This window comes from Cellulomonas sp. P4_D11, from assembly GCF_056401915.1.
Genome location: NZ_JBFUIK010000033.1, coordinates 1 through 25,798, shown reverse-complemented (window position 1 = coordinate 25,798; position 25,798 = coordinate 1). Strand labels below are relative to the sequence as shown.

General features: G+C 72.9%; 25 protein-coding genes and 2 pseudogenes. 16 read left to right on the top strand and 11 right to left on the bottom strand.

Annotated elements, in window-relative coordinates:
* Positions 1 to 77: 77 nt before the first annotated feature.
* Positions 78 to 2,612, top strand: a pseudogene (locus tag AC1DT4_RS16770) (glycoside hydrolase family 6 protein); the annotation flags it as partial.
* A 39-nt stretch (positions 2,613 to 2,651) separates the two neighbouring features.
* Here AC1DT4_RS16770 and AC1DT4_RS16765 read toward each other — a convergent pair.
* A complete protein-coding gene (locus AC1DT4_RS16765) occupies positions 2,652 to 3,698 on the bottom strand; it encodes a threonine aldolase family protein (RefSeq protein ID WP_477090960.1) in 1,047 nt (348 codons plus the stop codon).
* Positions 3,699 to 3,791: 93 nt separating this feature from the next.
* Here AC1DT4_RS16765 and AC1DT4_RS16760 point away from each other — a divergent pair, with 93 nt between their 5' ends.
* Positions 3,792 to 4,280, top strand: coding sequence for a DUF6328 family protein (locus AC1DT4_RS16760; RefSeq protein WP_477090923.1), 489 nt, complete (start codon positions 3,792 to 3,794; stop codon positions 4,278 to 4,280).
* Between the two features lie 4 nt (positions 4,281 to 4,284).
* Here AC1DT4_RS16760 and AC1DT4_RS16755 read toward each other — a convergent pair whose 3' ends face one another.
* The 5 genes from AC1DT4_RS16755 to ku all read right to left on the bottom strand — a co-directional run bounded on the left by AC1DT4_RS16755 (position 4,285) and on the right by ku (position 7,989).
* Positions 4,285 to 5,055, bottom strand: coding sequence for a DinB family protein (locus AC1DT4_RS16755; protein WP_477090922.1), 771 nt, complete (start codon positions 5,053 to 5,055; stop codon positions 4,285 to 4,287).
* Positions 5,056 to 5,113: 58 nt separating this feature from the next.
* Complete coding sequence (locus AC1DT4_RS16750; RefSeq protein ID WP_477090921.1) at positions 5,114 to 5,518, bottom strand: Fur family transcriptional regulator; 405 nt, start codon at positions 5,516 to 5,518, stop codon at positions 5,114 to 5,116.
* Positions 5,519 to 5,611: 93 nt separating this feature from the next.
* Positions 5,612 to 5,893, bottom strand: coding sequence for an HU family DNA-binding protein (locus AC1DT4_RS16745; RefSeq protein WP_055914607.1), 282 nt, complete (start codon positions 5,891 to 5,893; stop codon positions 5,612 to 5,614).
* Positions 5,894 to 6,037: 144 nt separating this feature from the next.
* Entirely contained in the window at positions 6,038 to 7,084 is a 1,047-nt protein-coding gene (locus tag AC1DT4_RS16740) for a PHP domain-containing protein (protein WP_477090920.1), read from the bottom strand.
* Entirely contained in the window at positions 7,081 to 7,989 is a 909-nt protein-coding gene (gene ku, locus AC1DT4_RS16735; RefSeq protein WP_477090919.1) for a non-homologous end joining protein Ku, read from the bottom strand. Before ku ends, AC1DT4_RS16740 begins: the two co-directional genes overlap by 4 nt.
* A 92-nt stretch (positions 7,990 to 8,081) precedes the next feature.
* Between ku and ligD (AC1DT4_RS16730) the strand changes: the two genes are divergently transcribed.
* From ligD (AC1DT4_RS16730) to AC1DT4_RS16715, 4 genes are all read left to right on the top strand, one after another.
* Entirely contained in the window at positions 8,082 to 9,002 is a 921-nt protein-coding gene (gene ligD / locus AC1DT4_RS16730) for a non-homologous end-joining DNA ligase (RefSeq protein WP_477090959.1), read from the top strand.
* Positions 8,999 to 9,877, top strand: coding sequence for a non-homologous end-joining DNA ligase (gene ligD / locus AC1DT4_RS16725; protein WP_477090918.1), 879 nt, complete (start codon positions 8,999 to 9,001; stop codon positions 9,875 to 9,877). The genes ligD (AC1DT4_RS16730) and ligD (AC1DT4_RS16725) overlap by 4 nt, the downstream gene beginning before the upstream one ends.
* 90 nt (positions 9,878 to 9,967) lie before the next feature.
* Entirely contained in the window at positions 9,968 to 10,528 is a 561-nt protein-coding gene (locus AC1DT4_RS16720; RefSeq protein WP_477090917.1) for a Dps family protein, read from the top strand.
* Complete coding sequence (locus AC1DT4_RS16715) at positions 10,525 to 11,694, top strand: App1 family protein (protein ID WP_477090916.1); 1,170 nt, start codon at positions 10,525 to 10,527, stop codon at positions 11,692 to 11,694. Before AC1DT4_RS16720 ends, AC1DT4_RS16715 begins: the two co-directional genes overlap by 4 nt.
* On the opposite strand, the gene AC1DT4_RS16710 is transcribed toward AC1DT4_RS16715, so the two are convergent.
* Positions 11,691 to 11,897, bottom strand: coding sequence for a hypothetical protein (locus tag AC1DT4_RS16710; protein WP_477090915.1), 207 nt, complete (start codon positions 11,895 to 11,897; stop codon positions 11,691 to 11,693). The genes AC1DT4_RS16715 and AC1DT4_RS16710 overlap by 4 nt on opposite strands.
* Before the next feature lie 390 nt (positions 11,898 to 12,287).
* On the opposite strand from AC1DT4_RS16710, the gene mqo reads away from it, so the two are divergent.
* Both mqo and AC1DT4_RS16700 read left to right on the top strand, forming a co-directional pair.
* Complete coding sequence (gene mqo / locus AC1DT4_RS16705) at positions 12,288 to 13,772, top strand: malate dehydrogenase (quinone) (RefSeq protein ID WP_477090914.1); 1,485 nt, start codon at positions 12,288 to 12,290, stop codon at positions 13,770 to 13,772.
* A 23-nt stretch (positions 13,773 to 13,795) separates the two neighbouring features.
* On the top strand, positions 13,796 to 14,059 hold the full coding sequence (locus AC1DT4_RS16700; protein ID WP_477090913.1) for a hypothetical protein: 264 nt from the start codon (positions 13,796 to 13,798) through the stop codon (positions 14,057 to 14,059).
* Here AC1DT4_RS16700 and AC1DT4_RS16695 read toward each other — a convergent pair.
* From AC1DT4_RS16695 to AC1DT4_RS16685, 3 genes are read right to left on the bottom strand one after another with little or no spacing between them, the layout of a single operon-like run.
* Positions 14,056 to 14,412 carry a DUF2277 domain-containing protein gene (locus AC1DT4_RS16695; RefSeq protein WP_477090912.1) on the bottom strand — a complete coding sequence of 119 codons (357 nt, stop codon included), beginning with the start codon at positions 14,410 to 14,412 and terminating at the stop codon, positions 14,056 to 14,058. The genes AC1DT4_RS16700 and AC1DT4_RS16695 overlap by 4 nt on opposite strands.
* Positions 14,413 to 14,422: 10 nt before the next feature.
* Complete coding sequence (locus tag AC1DT4_RS16690) at positions 14,423 to 15,028, bottom strand: methylated-DNA--[protein]-cysteine S-methyltransferase (RefSeq protein WP_477090911.1); 606 nt, start codon at positions 15,026 to 15,028, stop codon at positions 14,423 to 14,425.
* Positions 15,025 to 15,492, bottom strand: a complete 468-nt coding sequence (locus AC1DT4_RS16685; protein WP_477090910.1) for an RNA polymerase sigma factor — start codon at positions 15,490 to 15,492, stop codon at positions 15,025 to 15,027. Before AC1DT4_RS16685 ends, AC1DT4_RS16690 begins: the two co-directional genes overlap by 4 nt.
* A gap of 62 nt (positions 15,493 to 15,554) precedes the next feature.
* On the opposite strand from AC1DT4_RS16685, the gene AC1DT4_RS16680 reads away from it, so the two are divergent.
* From AC1DT4_RS16680 to AC1DT4_RS16645, 8 genes are all read left to right on the top strand, one after another.
* Positions 15,555 to 16,535 (top strand): pirin family protein, encoded by a 981-nt coding sequence (locus AC1DT4_RS16680; RefSeq protein WP_477090909.1) that lies wholly within the window; start codon positions 15,555 to 15,557, stop codon positions 16,533 to 16,535.
* On the top strand, positions 16,532 to 17,017 hold the full coding sequence (locus AC1DT4_RS16675) for a YbaK/EbsC family protein (protein WP_477090908.1): 486 nt from the start codon (positions 16,532 to 16,534) through the stop codon (positions 17,015 to 17,017). Before AC1DT4_RS16680 ends, AC1DT4_RS16675 begins: the two co-directional genes overlap by 4 nt.
* A gap of 69 nt (positions 17,018 to 17,086) precedes the next feature.
* Complete coding sequence (locus AC1DT4_RS16670) at positions 17,087 to 18,769, top strand: NAD(P)/FAD-dependent oxidoreductase (RefSeq protein ID WP_477090907.1); 1,683 nt, start codon at positions 17,087 to 17,089, stop codon at positions 18,767 to 18,769.
* Positions 18,766 to 20,253 carry an ATP-binding protein gene (locus AC1DT4_RS16665; protein WP_477090906.1) on the top strand — a complete coding sequence of 496 codons (1,488 nt, stop codon included), beginning with the start codon at positions 18,766 to 18,768 and terminating at the stop codon, positions 20,251 to 20,253. Before AC1DT4_RS16670 ends, AC1DT4_RS16665 begins: the two co-directional genes overlap by 4 nt.
* Positions 20,250 to 20,594 (top strand): UBP-type zinc finger domain-containing protein, encoded by a 345-nt coding sequence (locus tag AC1DT4_RS16660; protein ID WP_477090905.1) that lies wholly within the window; start codon positions 20,250 to 20,252, stop codon positions 20,592 to 20,594. Before AC1DT4_RS16665 ends, AC1DT4_RS16660 begins: the two co-directional genes overlap by 4 nt.
* A 142-nt stretch (positions 20,595 to 20,736) precedes the next feature.
* Entirely contained in the window at positions 20,737 to 21,741 is a 1,005-nt protein-coding gene (locus AC1DT4_RS16655) for an ANTAR domain-containing protein (protein WP_477090904.1), read from the top strand.
* 9 nt (positions 21,742 to 21,750) lie between these two features.
* On the top strand, positions 21,751 to 23,646 hold the full coding sequence (locus AC1DT4_RS16650) for an ATP-binding SpoIIE family protein phosphatase (protein WP_477090903.1): 1,896 nt from the start codon (positions 21,751 to 21,753) through the stop codon (positions 23,644 to 23,646).
* Positions 23,647 to 23,739: 93 nt separating this feature from the next.
* Positions 23,740 to 25,290: an esterase/lipase family protein gene (locus AC1DT4_RS16645; RefSeq protein WP_477090902.1), complete on the top strand. Its 1,551-nt coding sequence runs from the start codon at positions 23,740 to 23,742 to the stop codon at positions 25,288 to 25,290.
* 3 nt (positions 25,291 to 25,293) lie between these two features.
* Here AC1DT4_RS16645 and AC1DT4_RS16640 read toward each other — a convergent pair.
* Positions 25,294 to 25,798 (bottom strand): annotated as a pseudogene (locus tag AC1DT4_RS16640) (anti-sigma factor family protein); the annotation flags it as partial.

Here is a 25,798-nt window from a genome sequence, read left to right as displayed (position 1 = left end):
GCGCCCGGGCGGGACGGCCGGCCGGGCACGCCGAACGACACCCGGAGGACTACGTGTCCACACACGGCAAGAGAGCGGTGACGCAGCGCGTGCGCACCGCCGCCACCGCAGCGGCAGCGATGGCGCTGATCGCGGCACCGCTGTGCCTCACCACCAGTGCGAGCGCCGCCGAGGCGCACGTCGACAACCCCTACGCCGGCGCCACCCAGTACGTGAACCCCACCTGGGCAGCGTCCGTTGAGAGCGCTGCCACGCGGGCCGGCGACGCCACGCTGGCCGCCAAGATGCACACGGTGGCCAAGCAGCCGACCGCCGTCTGGATGGACCGCATCAGCGCGATCGCCGGCAACGCGGACGGCAACGGCCTGAAGTTCCACCTGGACAACGCGCTCGCCCAGAAGGGCTCGGGGCCGATCGTCGTCAACCTGGTCATCTACGACCTGCCCGGCCGCGACTGCTTCGCCCTCGCGTCCAACGGCGAGCTCCCCGCGAGCGACGCCGGGCTCGCGCGCTACAAGACGGAGTACATCGACGCCATCGCGGCGTTGCTCTCGGACAGCAAGTACCAGAACCTTCGGTTCTCGCTCACCATCGAGCCCGACTCGCTCCCCAACCTGGTCACCAACAACTCCGAGCCCCTCTGCCAGCAGGCCGGCCCGTACTACCGGGCGGGCGTGAAGTACGCGCTCGACAAGTTCCACGCCATCCCGAACGCCTACAACTACATCGACATCGGCCACTCCGGATGGCTCGGCTGGGACAGCAACGCCGGCCCTGCCGCGCAGCTGTTCGCCGACGTCGCCAAGAGCACCACGGCCGGGTTCGCGTCCGTCGACGGCTTCGTCTCCGACACGGCCAACACGACCCCGCTGGTCGAGCCGAACCTGCCCGACTCCAGCAAGCAGGTGGGCAGCGGCCAGATCAAGTCGGCCGACTTCTATGAGTGGAACCCCGACCTCGACGAGGTCGACTTCACCGCCGACATGTACACGCGACTCGTCTCGGCGGGCTTCCCGTCGTCGCTGGGCATGCTGATCGACACGTCGCGCAACGGCTGGGGCGGCCCGAACCGTCCGACCGCCGCCTCGACCAGCACCGACCTGAACACCTATGTCAACGCGTCCAAGGTCGACAAGCGCGTGCACCGCGGCGCGTGGTGCAACCCGCTCGGCGCCGGCATCGGCGAGCTGCCGCAGGCGAGCCCGTCCGGCTACACGGCGTCGCACCTCGACGCCTTCGTCTGGATCAAGCCCCCAGGCGAGTCCGACGGCGCGTCGACGGACATCGCCAACGACCAGGGCAAGCGGTTCGACCGCATGTGCGACCCGACCTTCGTGTCGCCCAAGCTCAAGAACCAGCTCACGGGAGCCACGCCCAACGCGCCGCTGGCCGGCCAGTGGTTCGAGGACCAGTTCAAGACCCTCGTCGCCAACGCCTACCCCGTCATCTCGGGCGGCACGACTCCCCCGGTCGACACGACGGCACCCTCCGTGCCCGCCGGCCTGACCGCCGGGACCCCCACGTCGACGAGCGTCCCGCTGTCGTGGACCGCGTCGACCGACAACGTGGCCGTGACCGGCTACGACGTCTACCGCGGCACCACGCTGGTAGGCACCTCCACCTCGACGAGCTACACCGTGACGGGCCTGACGGCCTCCACGGCGTACTCGTTCACCGTCCGGGCCAAGGACGCCGCCGGCAACGTCTCGGCGGCATCGTCGGCGGTCTCGGCGACGACGGCGTCCGGCACGGTCACCGACACGACCGCGCCCTCGGTGCCGACGGGTCTCGCGGCCGGCACCACGACGACCACCACGGTCCCGCTGACGTGGAACGCGTCGACGGACAACACCGGCGGCACGGGCGTCGCCGGCTACGAGGTCTACCGCGGCACCACGCTCGTGGCGACCACGACGACGACGAGCTACACGGTGACGGGCCTGACCGCCGCCACCGCGTACTCGTTCACCGTCAGGGCCAAGGACCTGGCGGGCAACGTCTCGGCGGCCTCGGCCGCGGTCTCGGCCACCACCAGGACGGCCACGACGACGGACACCACGGCGCCCTCGGCACCGACCGCCCTGGCGGCCGGCACGACGACGACCTCGACCGTCCCGCTGACGTGGACCGCCTCGACCGACAACGTCGGCGTGACCGGCTACGACGTCTACAGCGGCACCACGCTGGTGGGCTCCACGACCTCGACGAGCTACACGGTGACCGGTCTCGCGGCCGCCACGGCGTACTCGTTCACGGTCCGGGCCAGGGACGCCGCCGGCAACGTCTCGACGGCGTCGGCGGCGGCCTCTGCCACCACCAAGACGGCGTCGACGACCAGCAGCTGCTCGGTCAAGTACACGGCCAACAGCTGGAACACCGGCTTCACGGGCTCGATCAGGCTGACGAACACCGGGAGCACCGCGATCAGCGGCTGGACGCTCGGCTTCTCGTTCGCCAACGGCCAGGCGGTCACGCAGGGCTGGAGCGCCGACTGGGCGCAGTCCGGAGCGGCCGTCACGGCGAAGGGCCTCTCGTGGAACTCCACGCTGGCGCCCGGAGCCTCGACCGACATCGGGTTCAACGGCTCGCACACGGGCACGAACAACGCGCCCAGGCGGGGACCCTCCGGCAGGAGGGTCCCCGCCCGGCTGTCAGGAGACGGCGTCCTTCACCGCGGCGACCAGCTCGTCGACGTCCACCTCGGTGGTGTCGAACGAGCACATGAGCCGCACCTCGCCCGTCTCGACGATCCAGTCGTAGAACCGCCAGCGCCGGCGCAGCACGTCCGCGACGCCGGCGGGGAAGATCACGAAGATGCCGTTGGCCTGCGTCGGCCGGGTGACCTGGACGCCGGGCAGCCCCTCGATCCCGGTGCGCAGGCGGGCGGCCATGGTGTTCGCGTGCCGGGCGGACCGCAGCCACAGGTCGCCCTCGAACAGCGCGATGAGCTGCGCCGACACGAAGCGCATCTTCGACGCCAGCTGCATGTCCATCTTGCGCAGGTACGTCAGCCCGCCGTCGGCGGCGGGGTCCAGCACCACGACGGCCTCGCCGAAGAGGAGCCCGTTCTTGGTGCCGCCGAGCGAGAGCAGGTCGACGCCCGCATCGGTGGTGAACGCGCGCAGCGGGACGTCGAGGCTCGCCGCCGCGTTGGAGATCCGTGCGCCGTCGAGGTGCAGCTTCAGGCCGAGCTCGTGCGCCTGGTCGGCCAGGGCGCGGACCTCGTCCGGCGTGTAGACCGTGCCCAGCTCCGTGGCCTGCGTGATGGACACGACGCCCGGCTGCGCCCGGTGCTCGTCGCCGAAGCCCCAGGCCTGCGTGGCCACGAGCTCGGGCGTGAGCTTGCCGTCGGGCGTCGGGACCGGGAGCAGCTTGATGCCGCCCACCCGTTCGGGCGCGCCGTTCTCGTCGGTGTGGATGTGCGCGGTCTCCGCGCAGACGACGGCTCCCCAGCGAGGCAGGACGGACTGCAGCGACAGGACGTTCGCGCCGGTGCCGTTGAACACCGGGAAGGCCGAGGCCTGCTCGCCGAAGTGCTGCTGGACGACCTCCTGCAGCCGGGACGTGTAGACGTCCTCGCCGTACGCGGTCTGGTGCCCGCCGTTGGCCTCCCCGATCGCGGCGAGCACCTCGGGGTGCACCCCCGCGTAGTTGTCGGAGGCGAAGTCGCGGCGGTCGGCGTCATGCAGTCGGGTCACGGGCAGCAGTCTCTCCCGACGACGTCGCTGCCTGCGAGTGCGACGTGCCGGGCGTGTGCGGCATGATCCGTGCAACCACCGAGGAGGCCGACCGTGACCGAGATCGACGCCGCTCCCGACGACGGCCGTGCCGAGTCGCACAACGAGCGGGCCGACCGGAACTGGAACGAGCTGCTGCAGGAGCTGCGCGTGACGCAGACCGGTACGCAGATCCTCACCGGCTTCCTGCTGACCATCCCGTTCCAGCAGCGGTTCGGCGACCTCGACGCGTACCAGACGGACCTCTACCTGGTGCTCGTGGTGCTCGCCGTGGTGGCGACCGCCCTGTTCGTCGCCCCCGTGAGCCTGCACCGCGCGCTCTTCGGCCGCCGGCTCAAGCCCGAGCTGGTCACCGCGGGCGGGTGGTTCGCGCGGGCGGGCCTGGTGGTCCTGGCGCTCGTCATGGCGGGCAGCGCGATGCTGATCTTCGACGTCGTGCTGTCCCGCGACGCCGGCCGGGCCGTGGGGGTCGCGTCGCTCGTGCTCCTGGTCGTGTCCTGGTGGCTGGTCCCCCGCCTGATCGCCAGGCGAGCGCGGGACTAGGTCGTCACGCTTCGCGGCTCTCGAGCACGGCGAGGTCGCGCTCCGCGTACCGGCGGTGCCACCACTCCTCGTTGAGGACGACCCGCAGACACTGCCGGGGGGTGAGGACCTCGCCCTCGTCGGGCCAGCCGGGTCCCACCAGCGGCTCGCCCGGGACGTCGAGCTGCTCGTCCGTCAGGCCGTCGACCACGCCCCGGACCAGCGCCGTCGCCGCCAGGCGGAGCGCCAGCGCGTCGTCCAGGCTGGGCCGGGCGTCCCGGTCGTGCGGCACGCCCTCGCGGGGCTCCATCTGGTCCCACGGGAGGGACAACGCGTGCCAGGGGCTCCGGTCGCCGAGCACGCCCCGACCGACCCACGACTCCGACGCGAACGCGAGGTGGCGGAGGGTCTGGACGAAGGACCACTCCTCGCCGACCGACTCGTGCAGCTGTGCCTCGGGCAGCAGGCGCGCCCGCGCGACCGTGTCCGCCCACACCCGCTCGTTGACGTCCCACGCGGCGCGGAACCCGTCCGCGGTGGTCGGCCGGAACAGCGGGCGCTCGGGGTGGCGCCGGTCCAGCTCGGCCTCGACCAGCGGCACCACGTCGACGCCGTTGACCAGCAGGCTCTCGATCTCGCCGTCGATCGTGGTGCCCGAGACCTCGATGTCGCGCATCACCACGCCGTGCAGCGCGACCGCGCGGAACGTCGAGCCCGTGAAGTCCACCCTGGTGAAGCGGGAGCCGGTCAGGTCGACGCTCTCGAGCTGCGTGCCCTGCTGATCCTCGAGGTCCATGCGGCACACGCTAGAGCCGGGGTCCGACAGTGACCTCCCGGGCGCCGGCCGGAGCCGCTCAGGACGCCGCGGCTGCCCGGCAGGAGGCGCAGGTGCCGACGAGCTCGATCGTGTGCTCGACGTCGTCGAACCCGTGCGCGGCGCCCACCTGGGCGGCCCACGCCTCGGCCTGGCCGGCCTCGATCTCGACCGTCCGCCCGCAGGACCGGCACACGAGGTGGTGGTGGTGGCTGCGCTGCTCGCACCGGCGGTAGACCGACTCGCCGTCCTCGGTGCGCAGCACGTCGACGTCCCCGTGCTCGGACAGGCTCTGCACGGCGCGGTAGACGGTGGCCAGCCCGACGCTCGACCCCCGGGCGCGGAGCATCTCGTGCAGCTGCTGGGCGCTGCGGAACTCGTCCACGTCCTCGAGCAGGTCGAGGATCTCGGCGCGCTGGCGCGTCTGCCGCGGGATCACCACCATGAGGTCGACCGGCCTTCCTGAGAGTCGTTCCCAGTATAGCGCGACCGGGCCCCCGATCCCGGAGGATCGAGGGCCCGGTCGGTGTGGCTGGGGTCAGCCCTGGACGGCGCGCTTGAGGGCGCTGCCGGCCGTGAGCTTCACGCGGTAGCCCGCGGGGATCTCGAGCTTCTCACCCGTCTGGGGGTTGATGCCGGTGCGGGCACCGCGCTCGGCGCGGGCCACGGCCAGGAAGCCGGGGATCGTGACGGCCTCGCCGGCGGCGAGGTTCTCGACGAGGACCTCCTGGAAGGCCTTGAGGGCCTTGTCCGCGTCGGTGTTGGTGAGGCCGGTCTTGGCCGCGACGGCCTGGACGAGCTCGGTGCGGTTCACGCTCACTGGATGTGCTCCTCTGTGTTCACTCGGACTGCAGGCCCACTTCCGGGCCTTGTACCCGGGCGCGCGGCAGGACCGCGGCAACCGGGGACGATCGGCTGACACTAACCCGGGAAACCGTGGGATCCGTGCACCGGGCGTGTCGCGTCACCTGTGCGTACGCGCCAGGAGGTCCTCGACGGGCAGCGTGGTGATCACCCGTTCGGGTGGCAGGTCGTGCTGCGCGGCCCGTGCGCAGCCGGCCAGGAGCCAGTCCAGCTGGCCCGGTGCGTGGGAGTCCGTGTCGATCGAGAAGTCGCAGCCGGCCTCGATGGCGACCGCCAGCAGCTCGTGCGGAGGGTCGAGCCGGTCGGGTCGGCAGTTGATCTCCACGGCGACGCCGTGCTCCGCGCAGGCGTCGAACACGGCGCGCGCGTCGAACTCGCTCTGCGGGCGGCTCTTGCCCTTGATCTGCCGGCCGGTGCAGTGGCCCAGGACGTCCGTGCGCGGGTTGTTGACCGCCGCGATCATCCGCCGCGTCATCGGTCCGGACTCCATCCGCAGCTTGGAGTGCACCGACGCCACGACGACGTCGAGCCGGTCGAGCAGGTCGGGTTCCTGGTCGAGGCCGCCGTCGTCGAGGATGTCGACCTCGATGCCGCTGAGCACCCGGAACGGCCCGACCACGCGGTTGAGGGCCGCGACCTGGTCGAGCTGGGCCCGCAGCCGGGACGCCGACAGGCCGTTCGCCACCGTCAGCCGCGGCGAGTGGTCCGTGATCGCCAGGTACTCGTGGCCCAGCTCGAGGGCGGCCAGCACCATCTCCTGGATCGGCGTCGCACCGTCGCTCGCCTCGGTGTGGGAGTGCAGGTCCCCGCGCAGCGCCGCGCGGAGCCGGGCCGCCGCCGGATCGACGGCGGCCCCGAGCGAGGAGGTGTACTCCGCCTCGAGCGTGTCGAGGTACTCGACCGGCTTGCCGCGCACGACGTGGGCGACGACGTCGGCCGTCCGCGACCCGACGGAGGGCAGGTCCGCCAGCGAGCCGGACGCGGCGAGCGCGACGAGCCGGTCCGCCGGCTGCTTCTCGACGCTGACCGCCGCCTTGCGGAAGGCCTCGCTGCGGTACGGGCTCGCCTGGGCGCGCTCGAGCAGGAAGGCGATCCGGCGCAGCGCGGCGACCGCGTCCGCCTGGAGCTGGGTGGACGAGGGGCTCACGACGCCTTGCGACGCGTCTTGCGCGGGGTCGGCTCGTCCTCGTCGCCCTTCGGCTTCTTCGCCTTGGCCTTGGCCGCCGGCTTCTTCTCCTCCTCCGCCGGAGCGTCACCCCGCGCGCCTCGGGCCTTCTCCACGCTGCGCTGCAGGGCCGCGAGCAGGTCGACGACGTCGCCGCCGCCGTCGGCACCGGCCTCCTCCCCCGGAGGCAGGGGCACGGCGCGGGTGTTGCCGGTGGACACCTTGGCCTCGATGAGCTGCTCGAGGGCCCCCGCGTACCGGTCCTCGTACTGGGAGGGGTCGAAGTCCGCGGCCAGCGACTCGACCAGCGACGCGGCCATCGCGAGCTCCTGCGGGCGCACGGCGACGTCGTCGTCGAGCACCGGGAAGTCGGCCGCACGCACCTCGTCTGGCCAGAGCAGGGTCTGCATGACGATGACGTTGTCCCGCACGCGCAGGATCGCCATCGACTCGCGCTGGCGGAGCGCCACCTTGACCACGGCCACCCGGTCGGCCTGCTCGAGCGCTCCCCGGAGCAGCGCGTACGGCTTGGCGGCGGTCTTCTCCGGCTCGAGGTAGTAGGTCTTCTGCAGCAGGATCGGGTCCACCTGGTCGATGGGCACGAACTCGAGCACCTCGATCTCGCGCTCGGTGGACAGCGGCAGGGAGGCGAAGTCCTCGTCCGTGAGCACCACGAGCTCACCGTCGTCCGTCTCGTAGCCCTTGGCGATGTCCGACATCTCCACCGGCTCGTTGTCGATGCTGCAGAACTTGCGGTACCGGATCCGGCCGCCGTCCTCCTTGTGCACCTGGTGCAGGGTGACCTCGTGCTCACCCGTGGCCGAGTACAGGCGTACAGGCACGTTGACCAGCCCGAAGGCGACCGCACCCTTCCAGATCGCTCGCATGGCCGTGTCCTGTCGTCGATGGCTGCTGGGCGTGTCGATAACCGGCCGCGCCTCGCGCGGCCTCCTATGGGCAGGATGGACCCGTGGAGCCCATGCTCGCCACCCCTGCAACCGGTCCGGCGGAGCTTCCGCGCGGCCCCGGGTGGGCGTTCGAGGTCAAGTGGGACGGCGTCCGGGCGCTGGCGGACACCACGTCGGGCCGCCTGCGCCTGTGGAGCCGTAACGAGCGCGAGATCACCCCGGCCTACCCCGAGCTGGCCGGACTCGGGTCGCTGCAGGGTGCGGTCCTGGACGGCGAGATCGTGCTCATGGCCGACGGGATCCCGTCCTTCAGCGCCCTCGCGGAGCGCATGCACGTCCGCGACCCGCGCCGGGCCGAGGCGCTCGCCGCCCACCGCCCCGTGACGTTCCTCGTGTTCGACGTGCTGGAGCTGTACGGCGTCGACCTCACGCGCAGCACCTACGACGAACGCCGCGAGACGCTGACGCGCCTCGAGCTGCCCGAGCGCGTGCAGCTGTCTCCGGTGTACCCCGACGGCGCCGAGCTGTGGGAGGTCACCAAGGCGCTGGGCCTCGAGGGCGTCGTCGCCAAGCGGCGGTCCTCGGTCTACCAGCCGGGCCGTCGGTCGCCCGACTGGATCAAGGCCCCGCACCGGCGCACGCGGACGGCGCTGGTGGGCGGGTGGCGCGAGGAGACGAACGGCTCCGGCCGCCTCGGCGCGGTGCTGTTCGGAGCACGCGACGCCGACGGGGCGCTGCGCTATCTGGGCCGGGCCGGCAGCGGGCTGACCGGCAAGCGCGCGACCGAGCTGCTGAGCCTCATGCAGGCGCGGGCGGACTCGCCGTTCGACGACGAGGTCCCGCCGATCGACGCGCGGGGCACGCGCTGGGTCGAGCCGGTGGTCGTCGTCGACACCCTCTACCTGACCCGGACCCCGACCGGACGTCTGCGCCAGCCGGTGGTCCGGGCCGTGCGCACCGACACCGACGCGGACCCCTGGGAGCAGCCATGACACCGGAACGCCAGATGGTCGACGTCGAGGGGCGCCAGGTGCGCGTGAGCCACCTGGAGAAGGTGATGTACCCCGCCACCGGCACCACCAAGGCCGAGGTGATGAACTACCTGGTCCAGGTCGCCCCGGCGCTCCTGCCTCAGCTGCGGGACCGTCCGGTCACCCGGATCCGGTGGCCCGACGGGGTGGCCGGCGAGAAGTTCTTCGAGAAGAACACGCCCCGCGGCGCGCCCGACTGGCTGCGCCGGCAGACGATCCGGGCCGCGCCCGGCGCCGAGGACGAGGGTGCCGAGCTGGAGCTGCCCTTCCTCGACGACCTGGCCGGGCTCGTGTGGGCGGCGAACCAGGGTGCGCTGGAGCTGCACACGCCGCAGTGGCGGGTCGGGCCGCGCGGCAAGATCCACAAGCCCGACCGGCTGGTGGTGGACCTCGACCCGGGCGCGCCCGCCGGGCTGTCCGAGTGCGCGGAGGTGGCCCACCTGGTCGCGGACCGGCTGCGCGAGGACGGGTTCGAGACGACGGTGCCGGTGACGTCGGGCAGCAAGGGGATGCAGCTCTACGCGCCGCTGCCCGGCACGCAGACGGTGATGGAGATCCGGCAGTACGCCCGCGACGTCGCCTACGAGATCGCCGCGGCGAACTCACGGCTCGTCGTCGCCGTGATGAAGAAGGACCTGCGCGGCGGCAAGGTGCTCATCGACTGGTCGCAGAACCACCCCGCGAAGACGACGATCACGCCGTACTCGCTGCGCGGGCGGGACACGCCCCACGTCGCGGCGCCGCGCTGGTGGGACGAGATCGGCCCCGGGCTCACCCAGCTGGGGCCCGACGAGGTGGCCGCGCGTTACGCCGAGCGCGGAGATCCGTTCGCCTGAGCCGTCTCGGATGGCGGGCCGTTCCCACCTTTGGCAGCGTGGACGTCAGCCGGGAAGAGTCTCCCGCCCACCTGCACCGAAGGAGCCGTCATGGCGCTGCCGAAGTACACCGTCCCGTCCCTGACCCCGAAGGAGGGCGCCGACACCGCCGCGATCCTCCAGGAGCGGCTCGACGCCCTCAACGACCTCGCGCTGACGCTCAAGCACATCCACTGGAACGTCGTGGGGCCGCACTTCATCGCGGTGCACGAGATGCTCGACCCGCAGGTCGACGCGGTCCGGCTCATGGTCGACGCCATCGCTGAGCGCATCGCCACGCTCGGCGTCGCGCCGGTCGGCACCCCCGGCGCCCTGGTGAAGAACCGCACCTGGGACGACTACTCGATCGGTCGCGACAGCGCGATCGCCCACCTCGGCGCGCTGGACGTCGTCTACACCGGGGTCATCGAGGCGCACCGCAAGGCCGCCAAGGACACCGAGGAGCTCGACGACGTCACCAACGACCTGCTCATCGGCCACCTGCACGAGCTGGAGCTCTTCCACTGGTTCGTCCGCGCGCACCTCGAGTCCGCGGGCGGCGCTCTGACCACCGGCGGCTCGGAGACCGAGAAGTCGTCCGCGCGGAAGGCGTCCGTCAAGGACGACGCGTGACGGTTCCCCCCAGCGCCCGGCCCGTCGTCGGCACGTCCGGCGGCGGGCCGGTGCTTCGTACCGCCCGGCCGGCCGGGCCCACGTCGTCGGTCCCCCGCACGCACCTCGCCGCGCGGCTGGAGGACGGGTTCGACCGCGCGGTCGCGCACCAGCTGCGCCGCCGTGGGTGGACCGTGCGCATCGAGCCGTACGCCGGCTACGGCGCGCCGGGCTGGGTGCGCGTGATGGCCCGCACCATGCTCGCGGCGCCTCACGTCGGCGACGCGGACCTGCCGGGTGCCGGGGCGAGCGCCCAGGCGGGCGCCCGCTCGGCGAGCACCGTGCGCGGGTGGCGCAGCTTCGCGACGGCGCAGATCTCGGGCGCCGAGCTCGAGGTGCAGGTCGGCGACCGCACCCACCGGGTGGTCACCGACCGCGGCGGGTACGTGGACGCCGTCCTCGAGTCGGACCTCGCGCCCGGCTGGCACGACGTGCTGCTGACGACCGTCGACGGCAGGACCGCGACGGCGCAGGTGCAGGTCATCGGCCCGGAGACGCGCTACGGCATCGTCAGCGACATCGACGACACGGTCATGGTCACGCGCCTCCCCCGCCCCTTCGTCGCGGCCTGGAACGTGCTCATGCGGCACGAGAACGCCCGCGAGCCGGTGCCCGGGATGGCACGGCTGTACGCCGGGCTGCGGGCGGGCGGGGCAGAGGTCCCCGTCGTCTACCTGTCGACGGGCGCCTGGAACGCGGCGCCCACGATCGCCCGGTTCCTGCGCCGGTGGCGCTACCCCGCCGGCCCGCTGCTGCTCACGGACTGGGGTCCCACCAACAGCGGGTGGTTCCGCAGCGGCCCCGCGCACAAGGTGGCCCAGCTGCGGCGGCTCTTCGCCGAGCTGCCCGACGTGCAGTGGGTGCTGGTGGGCGACGACGGCCAGCGCGACCCGCAGATCTACGCCGGCGCCGCGCAGCGCTTCGCCGACCACGTCCGCGCGATCCTCATCCGGCAGCTCACGTTCAGCGAGCACGTGCTGGCGCACGGCGTCCCGGCGCCCACCTCCGAGGCGCTGCGCGCCGAGCAGCAGGCCGCGCGCCGACAGGACGGGATCCCGGTCCTCCAGGGTCCCGACGGCCAGACGCTCCAGCAGCTGGTGCGGGAGTACGGGCTCGACCTGAGCTAGAGGCGCTCGGGGTCGTCCCACTCGTCGTTGCTGGAGATGGGCTCGTCGTCGGCCTCGAGCTCGACGGCGGTGAGCGACCGCGGTCCGCGGTCGGGGTGGCCACCGGAACGGGCATCGGCGGCATCGAGCTCGGCCTGGGCACGCTCACGGTCGGCGAGGTGCTCGGCGGAGGGGTCGGACGTCAGGTCGCGGTCGCGGCTCATCCTCCGGTTCTACCGCTCGCCGCGCTCGCACGCACGCGCGGACCACCCCCTGGTCGACGACGTCCCGTCGCGGGCTGAACGATTCGCTCCCTGCTACGGGGTCGAAGCGCATCGATACGGTCGCGGCGGTCGTCGCCCGGCGGCGTCCCACGTCCTGCCCGGCGGTCTGCACGTCGTCGAAGGTCGGCGGCGTCCGCGGGATCTTCCGCTCGACCGACGCCCGCGCCACCTGGGTCCGGATCAACGGAACCACCTGCGCGAACGGCTGAGCCGCGGGGTGGACGGCGCGTGACACGGACCCGCCTCCACCCCGCTCGACCGAGCCCGCGTGGGGAAGATCACACGCTGCCGGGATGGGAGGTATCTCGACGTCAACATACGATCCTGAACGTGCCAGAACGCGAAGAGATCGTCGACGTCGTCCTCGTCGGGGGCGGGATCATGAGCGCGACCCTCGCCGCGCTGATCACCAGCCTCGAGCCCACCTGGACGGTCGAGATCCACGAGCGGCGCCCGGCTCTCGCCGAGGAGAGCTCGAACGCCTGGAACAACGCCGGCACCGGCCACGCCGCCCTCTGCGAGCTCAACTACACGCCCGAGCGGGCGGACGGCAGCATCGACATCTCCAAGGCCGTCACCATCAACGAGCAGTTCGAGCTGTCGCGCGAGCTGTGGCACCACCTGGCGACCCACGACCGCCTGCCCGGGGGCGACGGCTTCCTGTCCAGCACGCCGCACATGACGTTCGTGCGGGGCGCGGACAACGCCGACTACCTGCGCCGCCGGTTCGAGACGCTGCGCAAGCACCCCCTCTTCTCCGACCTCGAGTTCAGCACCGATCCCGAACAGATCGCCCGGTGGGCGCCGCTCCTCGTGGACGACCGCGACCCGGCCGAGCCCATCGCTGCCACCCGCGCGGCCGCCGGCACCGACGTCGACTTCGGCCGCCTGACGCGCGCAATGATCGCCGACGCCACCGCCCGCGGCGCGCGCCTGCACCTCGAGTCCGAGATCACCAGGCTCCGCAAGAAGAAGGACGGCACGTGGTCGCTGCGCGTGGCCGACCGCCGCTGGAACGGTCACCTGCGCAGCCGCAAGGTCGCCGCGCGGTTCGTGTTCATCGGCGCGGGCGGCGGTGCGCTGACCCTGCTGCAGAGCTCGGGCATCCCCGAGGCCAAGGGCTTCGGCGGGTTCCCCATCAGCGGCCAGTTCCTCAAGACCACCAACCCCGAGATCGTTGCGCGGCACCAAGCGAAGGTCTACGGCAAGGCGGACATCGGCGCGCCCCCCATGTCGGTCCCCCACCTGGACACCCGGGTGGTCGACGGTGGCACCGCGCTCCTGTTCGGGCCGTACGCGGGCTGGAGCATGAAGTTCCTCAAGAACGGCTCCTGGACCGACCTGCTGCGCTCGATCCGGCCGGGCAACATGGTCCCCATGCTCGCCGTCGGCCTGCGGAACCTCGACCTGGTCAAGTACCTGGTCGGCGAGGTCACCGCGACCGACACCGACCGGCTCCGGACGCTCCGCGCGTTCATGCCGACGGCCCACCCGCGCGACTGGGAGCTCATCACCGCGGGCCAGCGCGTCCAGGTGATCAAGAAGGACAAGGCCCAGGGCGGCGTGCTGGAGTTCGGCACCGAGCTGGTCACCTCGTCCGACGGCTCGATCGCGGGCCTGCTGGGAGCCTCGCCCGGCGCCTCGACGGCCGTGGCCACCATGCTGGACCTGCTCGAGCGGTGCTTCCCGGAGCGTGCCGACGCCTGGCAGCCCCGCCTGCGCGCGATGATGCCGAGCCTCGGCGGCGGCGAGTGGGACGAGTCGTTCGAGCTCGACCAGCTGGTCGACGACGAGCAGATCCGGGCGGAGAACTGAGCCTCCTGCACCAGGATGGGGTCATGAGCGATCCCGTCGAGGCTGTGAGCGCCGAGATGCGCCACGCCAAGGTCCGCGCCGCCACGGAGCACACGACCGTCGGTCAGGTGACGACCACCGACGACGGCCGGGTGACCATCGCCTGCGCGTGCGGCATGGAGCTCACCAACGGTCCGACGTGGTCGCTGGACGAGCACATCCGCCTGCACCGCGCCGAGGCCCGGTTCCTCGCCCTCGCCGCCGTCGCTCCCGACGGCATCCCCCGGCTGGTGCGCTGGCCCCTCTAGACCCCGGCGTGCTCGTGCACGTGCTCGAGCTCGTCCTCGTCGTCGTGCCCGTGCGGCAGACCGAGCTCGTGCGCCCGCTCGTGCGCCTCCCGGGCGGCGATCCGCGCCTGCACGTCGGCGCGGCGCAGCGGCGGGACGGTGGTCGGCGGCTGACGGCGGGCGGGCAGCTCGTCCAGCAGCCGGGCGGTGATCGCCGCGACCTGGCGGACGGCGTCCTCGAAGGGCTCGCGGGTCGCGTCGCTGAGCGACTGCACCCCGGTCACCTTGCGGACGTACTGCCGCGCGGCGGCCTCGATCTCCTCCGAGGTGGCGGGCGGCTCGAGCCCTCGGAGCGTGGTGATGTTCCGGCACATGGGAACGACGCTACGCCGCCGCCCCGACACGCGTCTCGAGCTCCAGGAGCGTGAGCTTGGCGTCCGGTCCCCCGGCGTACTGCCCGGGCGAGCCGTCCGAGCGCACCACCCGGTGGCACGGCAGCACCACGGGCAGGGGGTTGAGCGCGCACGCCGTGCCGACGGCCCGGACCGCGCGGGGGCTGCCGGCCAGCGTGGCCATCGCCGCGTAGCTCGCGGTCCGGCCGTAGGCGATGTCGGGCAGGTGCAGGACGACGTCACGGCGGAACCCGCGCAGGAGCTGCAGGTCGAGCGGCACGTCGAAGGTGGTCCGCCGCCCGGCGAAGTACTCGTCCAGCTCGCGGGCGACGTCGTCGAGCTGCTGCGGCGCCTCCAGGACGCGGGGACTCACCGACGTGGCCAGGGCGGAGAGCACGGCGTCGTGGTCCTGGACGGCGAACGCGACCCGGACGAGCCCGCGCGCGGTCCGCGCGAGCAGCAGGGTGCCGACCGGGCTGTCGACGGTGCGGTAGGCGATGTCGAGCAGCCCGTCGGCCGCGGCCCGTGCCGTCAGGTCGCGGTGCAGGCGTGCGAGGTCGGCCCCGGACACGTCCGGGAACAGGTCGTCGGTGGTCATCGGTCCTCCTGGGTCATGGTCCGGCGCAGCGTCGCGACGCCGTCGGACCCGGCGCGGCGGGCGGCGGCGGGAGTGCCGCCGACGAGGGCGGCGACGTCGTCGTAGGGCAGGCCTCCGAGGTGGTGGTACGCGACCACCTGGCGCTGCTTTGTCGGCAGGGCGGCCACCGCCGACCAGAGATCGAGGTCCCGGCCGGGCGGCTGCTCGGCCCGGTCGGGGACGTCGGCGACGGGCAGCGCGTGCCTGGCGGCGCGACGCACCACGTCGATCGCCTTGCGGTGCGCGATGGTCACCAGCCACGCCTCGACGTTGGCGTCGGCCGGCAGGTCGGGATAGGCGCGCAGGGCCGCGAGGAAGGTCTCCGACCAGGCGTCGTCGGCGTCGACCGGGCCCACCACCGCGCGGCACACGCGCAGCACCGTGGGTCCGTGGACGACGACCACGCGCTCGAAGGGTTCCTTCACGCTCACAGTCTGCAGACGCTCGAGGGCCCCCATGTGTGAGGTCCGACTTTTACAGTGGCTCCATGACGAACCTCGAGGTGCGGCCGGTGCCGGAGGTGTGCGACCTCGTGCCCTCGCACGGACCCGTGGTGGAGCTGCACGAGGCGCGCGACGTGCCCCTCGGCGGGGTGCGCGCGATGCGGGTGCGCCGGACCCTGCCGCAACGCGCGCTGCCGACGGTCGGCGCCTGGTGCTTCCTCGACGAGTTCGGCCCCCAGCACGTCGACATGCGGGTGCTCCCCCATCCCCACACGGGCCTGCAGACGGTGACGTGGCCCGTCGCCGGCGAGATCCTGCACCGCGACAGCGTCGGGTCCGAGGCCGTGGTCCGGCCGGGCCAGCTCAACCTCATGACCGCCGGGCACGGGGTGGCGCACTCGGAGTTCTCACTGGGCACCGAACCGCTGCTGCACGCCGTGCAGCTCTGGGTCGCCCTGCCCGACGGGGTCGCCGACGGTGCGGCGGGGTTCGTCCAGGTGGGCGACCTGCCCGTGTGGGAGGCGCCGCGGGCCCGGGCGACGGTCTTCATCGGCGACCTGGACGGGACGTGGTCGCCGGCGCGGGTGCACACCCCTCTGCTGGGCGCGGAGGTGGTGCTCGACGCGCACGCCGACATCGAGGTGCCGCTGGTGCGCGGCTTCGAGCACGCCGTGCTCCTGCTCGGCGGCACGGCGGAGGTCGCGGGCACGCCGCACACCACGAGCGGGCTCCTCTACCTGGGCGACGGCCGCGACTTCGTGCGCCTCACCTCGCGCGACGGCGCCCGGCTCCTGCTGCTGGGCGGGGCGCCGTTCGCGCACGACCTGGTCATGTGGTGGAACTTCGTCGGCCGGACGCACGCCGACGTCGCGCAGGCGCGCGCCGACTGGGAGTCCGACGGACGGGCCGACCGGTTCGGCCTGGTCGCCGGGCACGACGGCGCCCGCATCCCCGCCCCCGAGCTGCCCAACATCCGCCTGCGACCGCGCCGCCGGCTCGCGCCCGCGCCGAAGGAGACCCCGTGACCGACCTCTCCCACCTGCCCGCCCGCTCCCGCGTCGTCGCGACCGCGCTCGCCGAGGCCGGGGTGCGCGGCGACGTCGTGGAGCTGCCGGACTCGGCGCGCACCGCCGCGGAGGCCGCCGCGGCCGTGGGGGTCGAGGTCGGGGCCATCGCCAACAGCCTCGTGTTCTGGGCCGACGACCACCCCCTGCTCGTCCTGACGAGCGGCCGGCACCGGGTGGACACCGCCGCCCTCGCGCGGCAGCTGGGCAAGACGCACGTGGGCCGGGCCACGCCCGACCAGGTGCGGTCGGCCACGGGACAGGCGATCGGGGGCGTCGCGCCGCTCGGCCACCCCCATCGTCTCGAGACCGTGGTCGACGTCGCGCTGGCCGACTACCCGCAGGTCTGGGCCGCAGGCGGGACGCCGCACACGGTCTTTCCGACGACCTTCGACGAGCTCGTCCGGATCACCGGCGGTGCCGCGCTGGCGGTCGGAGACTGAGGCCCGTCGCACGACGGATGCGCGGCAGGCACGGATCTGCACAGACTGGGCACGACGAGAGGGGACCACGTGGGTCAGGTAGCAGGGGAACCGCAGCGCAAGCCGGCGCTGCTCACGGTCGACGACGACCCGGCGGTCTCCCGTTCGGTGGCCCGTGACCTGCGCCGACGTTACGGGGACGCGTACCGCGTGGTTCGCGCGGACTCGGGTCCGGAGGCCCTGGAGGCCCTGCGCGAGCTCCGGCTGCGCGGCGAGCAGGTCGCCGTCCTGCTGGCCGACCACCGCATGCCCGTGATGACCGGCATCGAGTTCCTCGAGCAGGCCATGGACATCTATCCGCAGGCGCGGCGCATCCTGCTGACCGCCTACGCGGACACGGACGTCGCGATCGACGCGGTCAACGTGGTCGACCTCGACCACTACCTGCTCAAGCCGTGGGACCCGCCGGAGGAGAAGTTCTACCCGGTGATCGACGCGCAGCTCGAGGCGTGGACCGCCAACCCGCCGCGGACCGTCGCCGAGACGAAGGTGGTCGGCCACCGCTGGTCGGCGCGGTCGTCGGAGGTCCGCGAGTTCCTCGCGCGCAACCAGGTCCCGTACCGCTGGTACGCCAGCGACAGCCCCGAGGGCCGCGTGCTCCTCGACGCCGCGAAGACGGACGACTCGGCCCTGCCGGTCGTCGTCACCACCGACGGGACGGTCCTCGTGGCGCCCACCGACGGCGACCTCGCGGCGCAGGTCGGCCTGTCGGTGAGCCCGTCCGAGCGGTTCTACGACCTCGTCGTCATCGGCGGCGGCCCCGCCGGGCTGAGCGCCGCGCTGTACGGCGCGTCGGAGGGCCTGCGCACGGCGCTGGTCGAGCGCAGCGCCACCGGCGGGCAGGCCGGGCAGAGCTCCCGCATCGAGAACTACCTCGGCTTCCCCGACGGCGTCTCCGGCGCCCAGCTGACGGAGCGCGCGCGTCGGCAGGCGCTCAAGTTCGGCGCCGAGATCGTGATGACCCGCGACGCCGTCGGGCTGGAGGTGCACGGCTCCGGACGGTCGGTGCGGTTCGACGACGGCAGCACCGTCGACGCGCACACGGTGATCGTCGCCAGCGGCGTGGCGTACCGCGAGCTCGACGGTCCGGGGATCGGCGCCCTCACCGGGCGCGGCGTCTACTACGGGTCGGCGCTCACGGAGGCGACCGCCTGCTCCGACCAGGACATCTACGTGGTCGGCGGCGCCAACTCGGCCGGCCAGGCGGCGATGTACCTGTCCCGGCACGCCCGGTCGGTGACTCTCGTCGTGCGGGCGGCGTCGCTGGAGCAGTCGATGTCGCGCTACCTGATCGAGCAGGTCGAGCAGAACCCGAAGATCGTGGTGCGGGTCCACTCCGAGGTGATCGAGGCGTCGGGCGACGACCACCTCGAGCAGATCGTGCTGCGCGACACCGTGACGGGCGAGAAGGAATCCGCGGACACCGGCTGGTTGTTCGTGTTCATCGGGGCCGCCCCGCTGACCACCTGGCTCGACGGCACCGTGACACGGGACCAGCACGGCTTCGTCTGTGCGGGTCACGACCTGCTGGTCGAGGGCAAGGTGCCGGACACCTGGCCCCTCGACCGGCCTCCGTACCACCTGGAGACGAGCGTCCCCGGGGTCTTCGCGGCCGGCGACGTACGCGCCGAGTCCGCCAAACGCGTGGCCTCCGCCGTGGGCGAGGGCGCCATGGCCGTGATGCTCGTCCACCGCTACCTGGAGCAGCTGTGACCACCACTCAACCGACCGCGGCACCGCTGGCGACGACCACGCGCACGCACCTCGCGTGCGACATCGACGAGCTGCGGACCATGTTCCTGTTCGAGCGCCTGAGCGACGAGCAGCTGCTCTGGCTGTGCGGGCACGGTCACGTCGAGCACATCGACCCCGGCGTGCTGTACCGCGAGGGCGACCCGGCCACCGACTTCTACGTCATGCTCTCCGGCTCCCTGGCGATGTACCGGCGGGTGGGCGTGGACGACGTCGAGATCGCCCGGACCGCGCAGGTCGGCGTCTACGCCGGCGCGTGGGCCGCCTACCTGGGCGACCGGGTGCCGCAGACGTACACGCAGACCCTGCGCGTGCTCGAGCCGTCGCGGTACTACGTGCTCGCCGCCGCCGACTTCGCGGCGTTCATGAACGACTGGTTCCCCATGGCCGTCCACCTGCTCGAGGGGCTGTTCTTCGGGCAGCAGAGCTCGCAGGCCGCGATCGGGCAGCGCGAGCGGCTGCTGGCGCTGGGCTCCCTGTCGGCCGGGCTCACCCACGAGCTCAACAACCCCGCCGCGGCGGCCACGCGAGCGACGGCGACCCTGCGGGAGCGGGTGGCCGGCATGCGCCACAAGCTCGCGATGATCGCCTCCGGACCGTACGACCGCGAGCAGCTGGGGCAGATCATCCACCTGCAGGAGAAGGCGGTCGCGGCCCTCGCCCGGGCGCGCGCGTCCGGGGTCGTGCCGTCGCCCCTCGAGGTGTCGGACCTCGAGGACGAGCTCGGCGACTGGATGGACGACCACGGGATCAGCGGCGGGTGGGAGCTCGCCCCGAGCTTCGTCGCCGCCGACCTCGGCGTGAAGTGGCTCGACATGGTCGCCTCCTGCGTGGGCGACGAGGTGCTCGAGGGCGCCGTGCGGTGGCTCTCCTACACGCTCGAGACCGAGTCGCTCATGAACGAGGTCGAGGACGCCACGGGGCGGATCTCGAGCCTCGTCGGGGCCGCGAAGCAGTACTCGCAGATCGGCCGGGCGCCCGACCAGACGGTGGACATCCACGAGCTGCTCGACAGCACGCTCACCATGCTCGAGCGCCAGCTGGGCGACGGGATCACCGTGGTGCGCGACTACGACCGGACCCTGCCGCCCATCCACGTCTTCGCGGCCGAGCTCAACCAGGTGTGGACCAACCTCATCGACAACGCGGCGCAGGCGATGGACGGGCACGGCACCCTCACGCTCACCACGCGGCGGGTCGAGGACTGGCTGGAGGTCGTCGTCGCGGACACCGGCCCGGGCATCCCCGACGCGGTCGTCGGGCGGATCTTCGAGCCGTTCTTCACCACCAAGCCCGTGGGCTCCGGTACCGGGCTCGGGCTCGACATCTCGTGGCGGATCGTCGTCGGCAAGCATCACGGCGACCTCTCCGTCGCGTCCGAACCGGGCGACACGCAGTTCCTCGTCCGGCTGCCCTACACCTCGACGGAAGGACCGACCCCGTGAGCCAGACCGCCATCGACCCGACCGTCCCGCCCAGCGGCACCGGCTGCGTGGAGTGCGACGCGACGGAGGGGTGGTGGTTCCACCTGCGGCGGTGCGCCACCTGCGGCCACATCGGCTGCTGCGACACGTCCCCCTCCCAGCACGCGACGGCCCACTTCCGGGCCACCGGGCACCCCGTGGTGCGGACGTTCGAGCCGGGCGAGGACTGGTTCTGGGACTACCCGGCCGACGACTACGTCGAAGGTCCCCCGCTCGCAGCCCCCGAGCACCGGCCCGCCGAGCAGACCGTTCCGGGCCCCGCCGGCCGCGTTCCCGACAACTGGCGGCGACTCCTGCACTGACGGCTGTCGACGGGCTGAGCGAGCGATCCTGACGTACGCTGCGGGACGCAGCCGCCGGGCCCGATCGTCCGTCGGACGCACGGGTTCAGCCACGAGCCCACGAGAGAGCTCCCGCCCCGACCGGGGCATCGCGGAGGACGCCGTGCCCATCCCGAACCACACGCCCGCCCAGGTAGGTCGCTTCCGATACACGGCAGCGACGGGTCGGTGGTGGTGGTCCGACGGCATGTTCACCATCCACGGCATGGCTCCCGGCGACGTCGTGCCGACCCTCGCCCTGATGTCGCGACACATCCACCCGGAGGACCGCGGCCGCGTGCTGGACGCCATCGGGCAGTGCGGAGTCGACGGCGCCCCGTTCGGCTGCCAGTACCGGTTGCTCGACCTGGGTGGGGCGGAACGCACCGTCACCCTGACCGGCGCGGGCGAGGACGACGACTCCGGGCTGCGCGCCGTGACCGGCTTCCTCGTGGACGTCACGGCGTCCCAGCGCGACGCGGTCGCGCACCGCGTCAACGAGGAGCTCACCCAGGCACTGCGGTCCCACGCCGTGATCGACCAGGCCAAGGGCGCGTTCATGCTCGGCTACGGGATCGACGGCGATGCCGCGTTCGAGCTGCTCCGGTGGGGCTCGCAGCAGCGCAACGTCCGGCTCCTCACCCTCGCCGAGCGACTGGTCACCGCGGTCGAGGTGGGCGGCGGCCTCGGCTCGGACACGCGGCAGCGGCTCGACGACTTCTTCTTCGCCAGCCTCACCGACGCCCTCGCCGAGACGGTCCCGGCGCGGACGAGCCCGAGCCTCGACGTCACGTTCGACACGGCAGGGGACGTGCCGGTGGTCCGCATCGGCGGACCGGTCGACCTCGCGACCGCGCACGAGCTCACCGCGGCCGTGACCCAGCTGATGATCAAGGCACGGGAGGTGGGCGCGATGGTGGTCGACCTGCGCGACGTCTCCCACCTCGGGTCCGTCGGGGTCTCCGCCCTGACCGCCGCCCACCGGCGAAGTGCGGCCGCAGGTGTGAGGATGCGCATAGTGCTCTCCCCCGGTGCCAGCCTCGGACTCGCGGGAGCGCACGGCCTGGACGTGATCAGCGCGCCGCAGACTGCGACGCCGGCGCGGAGCCAGGCGATCCCCACGAGCTGAGGAGGGCGGATGGCGTCCGACGGGTACGTCGACCAGGACGCTGTCCTTCGTGCGTTCGACGCCTCCCCCGGGTTCCAGATCGTCGTCCGCGCCCCCGACCTGCGCATCGTCGCAGCCAACCGCGGGGCCCGGGACACCTTCCAGCGCGGCGCCCTGCTCGACGTGAGCCTCCACGACCTGCGCGACCCCGGGTTCCAGGCCGTCGTGACGGCGCTCACCGAGGCGCTCCGGACCGGGGAGCCGTCCCACGACGACCAGGTGCCGGTGGTGGCCGACTGGTCCCATCCGGCCTCGGGGATCTGGCTCGACCTGACGATCACCCCGTGGCGCGACGAGGCGGGGGCGGTGGTCGGGGCGGTCGCGGCGGGCGTCGACGTCACGACGCGCCTGCGCGCGACGCAGCTGGAGCGTGCCGGCGCAGCGACGGCCGACCAACGCCTCGCGCGGGCTCGCGAGGTCGTCCTGCGGCTCCAGGGCGCGCTGCTGCCCTCGACGGTCCCACTGCTCCCGCGCGTCGACGTGGCCGCGACCTACCTGGTGGCCGGGCTGGAGCAGGCCGCCGGCGGGGACTGGTTCGACTCGGCGACGCTCCCGGACGGACGGGTGTCGCTGACCGTCGGCGACGTGGTCGGCCACGGCGTCGAGGCCTCCGCGATCATGAGCCAGCTGCGCGCGGTGCTCGCCGCCCGGCTGCTGGAGGGCGCGGGCATCCTCAGCGCCCTCGAAGCCGTCGAGGCCTTCGCCGGGCGGGTCTCGGGCGCCTTCGCGGCCACCCTGTGCGTCGCGCTGCTCGACCCGCACACGGGCGACCTCGAGTACGCCACCCGCGGGCACCCGGCCCCGCTCGTCGTCGGTCCCGAGGGTGCCCACCTGCTCCAGCCGACCGGCGACGGCCCCCTCGGGTCCCGCACCGAGGGCAGGGTGGCCACCGCGAACCTTCCCGACGGGCACGCGATCCTGCTGTTCACCGACGGGCTCGTCGAGAACAACCACCGCCCCCTGCGCGACGGGCTCGCGGAGCTGCGGCGCACCGCGTCCGACGCGTACCGCGACGGCTCGGACGGCGGGTCGGTGGCGGGACGGATCTGCCAGCAGGTGCCCCGGGTGCTCATCGACGACGGCTTCACGGACGACGTGACGCTGCTGGCGGCCCACCGACGCCCGGCACCGGCCCCGCTCGAGCTCACCGTGACCGCCGACCCCGGGCAGCTGGCGGGGGTTCGCGGCGCCATGGACACGTGGGGTTTGGGCTTCGGTCTCGGGGCGAGAGACCGGTCCGCGCTCGTTCTGGGCGTGAGCGAGGTGATGGCGAACGCGGTCGAGCACGCGTACCGCGACACGGACGGCGGCACGGTCGAGATCCGCGCCGTGATCCGCGACGACGCCATGGTCGAGGTCGTCGTGCGCGACCACGGGCGGTGGCGCGAGCCCGACACGGATCCCGGTGAGCGCGGCCGCGGCTTCAGCATGATGGCGTCCGCGGGACTGGAGGTCGCCGTCGAGACCGGACCGGACGGGACCGCGGTGACGCTGGAGTGCCCGGCCCGTCGGCCTGCGCCGGTCGACCAGGCGGACGCCGTCTCGGACGCGGTGACGCGGGCCGCCGCACCGCTCGCGCTCAGCACCGACTCGTCGGGCGGCCACCTCGTCCGCGTCGGCGGTTCCGTCGACCACCGTGCGGCCGCCGCCCAGGTCGAGGCCGAGGTCCTGCGGATGTCGCGGAACGGCCTGGTGCCGGTGACGGTCGACCTGGGCGACGTCGTCCACCTCGGTAGCGCCGGCGTGCGCGTCCTCGAGTCCTTGCTCCGGACCACGGACCAGCTGCAGGTCGTGGCGCCTCCGGGCACGCCCGCGGCGCAGACCCTCGAGGTGGCGGGCACGCCCTTCCTCTCGTCACGGCCCTGATCCGCTGGAAGGATCTCGTATCGACGGCCGCGCTACCGGCTCCTTCACAGCGTCGCGAGGGCGATGAGCGTCGGACCGCAGACGGAGGTTCAGATGGGCGACCAGACCGGCGGCAGGCTCCCGGTGATCTACGTGCGCGGCTTCGCCGGAGGACCGTCCGGCATCAACACCGCCGTCGACGACCCCTTCTACGGGTTCAACGAGGGGTCGGTCCAGGTGCGGGTGGACGACACGGACCGCCCCGCGTTCCACCAGTTCGAGAGCCCGCTGCTGCGCCTCATGATCGACCACGGCTACCAGCTGCTGGTCCAGGGCAACCAGAGCGCGTACCTCGAGCAGCGGAACGACGGCACGATCGACCCGGCGACGATCTGGGTGCACCGGTTCTACGACGAGTTCGCCCCGAACCTCACCAAGGACCCGAACGCCTTCAGCATCGAGCGCGCGGCCGAGAGCCTGTTCGACCTGGTGACGCTGGTCCGGAAGAAGACCGGGGCGCCGCGCGTGTTCCTGGTGGCCCACTCCATGGGCGGCCTGATCGTCCGGTCCATGATCCAGAAGGTCGCACCCGAGAAGACGGACGGGTCACCGGACGCCGCGAAGGCGTTCGTCGACCGGGTGTTCACGTATGCGACGCCGCACGGCGGGATCGAGTTCGCCATCGGGTTCGGCGCCCTGGAGAAGCTGCGCGACCTGACCGGGCTCGCCGGCGCGGACATCTTCGGCCCGGCGCGGATGTACCAGTACCTGACGCCGGAGCGCTCGACGAAGAAGCGCGTGCCGGACGGCTGGGACGCCACGGTCATGCCCGAGGACGGGTTCCCCAAGGACCGGTTCTTCTGCCTCGTGGGCACCAACCCCACCGACTACACGTCCGCCTTCGGGCTGTCCGCCAAGGCGGTCGGGGCGCGCAGCGACGGCCTGGTCCAGATCGAGAACGCGTACGTCAAGGACACCCCCCGCGCGCTCGTCCACCGCAGCCACTCCGGCCGGTTCGGCATCGTGAACTCCGAGGAGGGGTACCAGAACCTGCAGCGGTTCCTCTTCGGCGACGTCGAGGTGCGGGCCCAGCTGACGGACGTGGTGGTGCCGGGGACGCCCGACGACGACACGGTGTGGCAGCTCGAGACGTCGCTGTCGATCCGCGGGCTCCCCGTGGTGCTGCACGAGCAGAGCACCGCGCACCTGTGTCCCATCCAGCTCGAACGGCCGAAGGCCACCGATGCGCCGAGCACGCCCATCCCGCTCGTGCGGACCTACCTCTCGACCGCGGCCACGCGGCCGGACGTGCCGACCATGCGCCACGTCCTCCAGCTCAGGCTGATCTCGTTGCGCAAGAAGGACCACCTGCTCTCGTTCCTCGACCACCTGGAGCAGACGGCCGACTGGTCCGACGTGCTCGTGGTCGACATCGAGTTCCACCCGGACGGCACGCCGCCACGCTCGTGGGCCGTGTGGAACTCGTCGCTGACGACCGCCATCCGCGACTGGGTGCCCGACAAGGCCAGCGACCAGCAGCTTCAGGACCTCGACTCGGCCACCGGGAGCTGGCTGGCGAAGATCCAGCTGCCGGTCGCGGCCCGTCACCTGCTCGGGCAGGAGGCGGCCATCAGCATCGCCGTCAACGGCCGCCTCCCCGCCTGAGCCTCACGTCTGCGCGGCGGCCAGCGGCTCGTCGGAGCCTTCCACGCGGATCTCCACCCGGCGGATGGTGTCCGTGGCGATGCTCGACGACGCACCGAGGCCGCGCGCACCGACGTTGCGGGCGAGCCAGGTCGCGACGACCGTGCTGGTGCCGTCGTCGTCGACCAGGACAAGCTCGTACGTCGGACCGTCGCCGTCCGGCCACGCCGCCACGGGGTAGCGGCACTCCCAGTCGATCCGGGTGCCCCAGCCCTTCTCCTCCAGCGTCAGGTCCGCGCTGACCGCGACGTCACCGACCGGCTCCAGCTCCAGCGCGGTGACCTGGGACGCCGACGACGCCGTGGACGACGGCAGGGCCTCGGGCGTGCCGGCGGGCCGGTCGACCAACGCGCCGGCGACGCCACCGATCACCAGGAGCGCGGCCGCCGCGGCCGCGAGCCCGGCCATGCGGTGGCGCCGGACGCGGTGGGCGGCGCGGGCCAGCGACGCCAGCTCGACGACCTCGGCC

Coding starts and splice junctions, on each gene's coding strand:
- AC1DT4_RS16755 (WP_477090922.1), bottom strand. CDS start 5,055: ATGGACCTCGAGGATCAGCAGGGCACGCAGCTCGAGAGCGTCGACCTG.
- AC1DT4_RS16750 (WP_477090921.1), bottom strand. CDS start 5,518: ATGGTGGTGATCCCGCGGCAGACGCGCCAGCGCGCCGAGATCCTCGAC.
- ku (WP_477090919.1), bottom strand. CDS start 7,989: ATGCGAGCGATCTGGAAGGGTGCGGTCGCCTTCGGGCTGGTCAACGTG.
- ligD (WP_477090959.1), top strand. CDS start 8,082: ATGCTCGCCACCCCTGCAACCGGTCCGGCGGAGCTTCCGCGCGGCCCC.
- ligD (WP_477090918.1), top strand. CDS start 8,999: ATGACACCGGAACGCCAGATGGTCGACGTCGAGGGGCGCCAGGTGCGC.
- AC1DT4_RS16720 (WP_477090917.1), top strand. CDS start 9,968: ATGGCGCTGCCGAAGTACACCGTCCCGTCCCTGACCCCGAAGGAGGGC.
- AC1DT4_RS16710 (WP_477090915.1), bottom strand. CDS start 11,897: ATGAGCCGCGACCGCGACCTGACGTCCGACCCCTCCGCCGAGCACCTC.
- AC1DT4_RS16700 (WP_477090913.1), top strand. CDS start 13,796: ATGAGCGATCCCGTCGAGGCTGTGAGCGCCGAGATGCGCCACGCCAAG.
- AC1DT4_RS16695 (WP_477090912.1), bottom strand. CDS start 14,412: ATGTGCCGGAACATCACCACGCTCCGAGGGCTCGAGCCGCCCGCCACC.
- AC1DT4_RS16690 (WP_477090911.1), bottom strand. CDS start 15,028: ATGACCACCGACGACCTGTTCCCGGACGTGTCCGGGGCCGACCTCGCA.
- AC1DT4_RS16680 (WP_477090909.1), top strand. CDS start 15,555: ATGACGAACCTCGAGGTGCGGCCGGTGCCGGAGGTGTGCGACCTCGTG.
- AC1DT4_RS16650 (WP_477090903.1), top strand. CDS start 21,751: ATGGCGTCCGACGGGTACGTCGACCAGGACGCTGTCCTTCGTGCGTTC.
- AC1DT4_RS16645 (WP_477090902.1), top strand. CDS start 23,740: ATGGGCGACCAGACCGGCGGCAGGCTCCCGGTGATCTACGTGCGCGGC.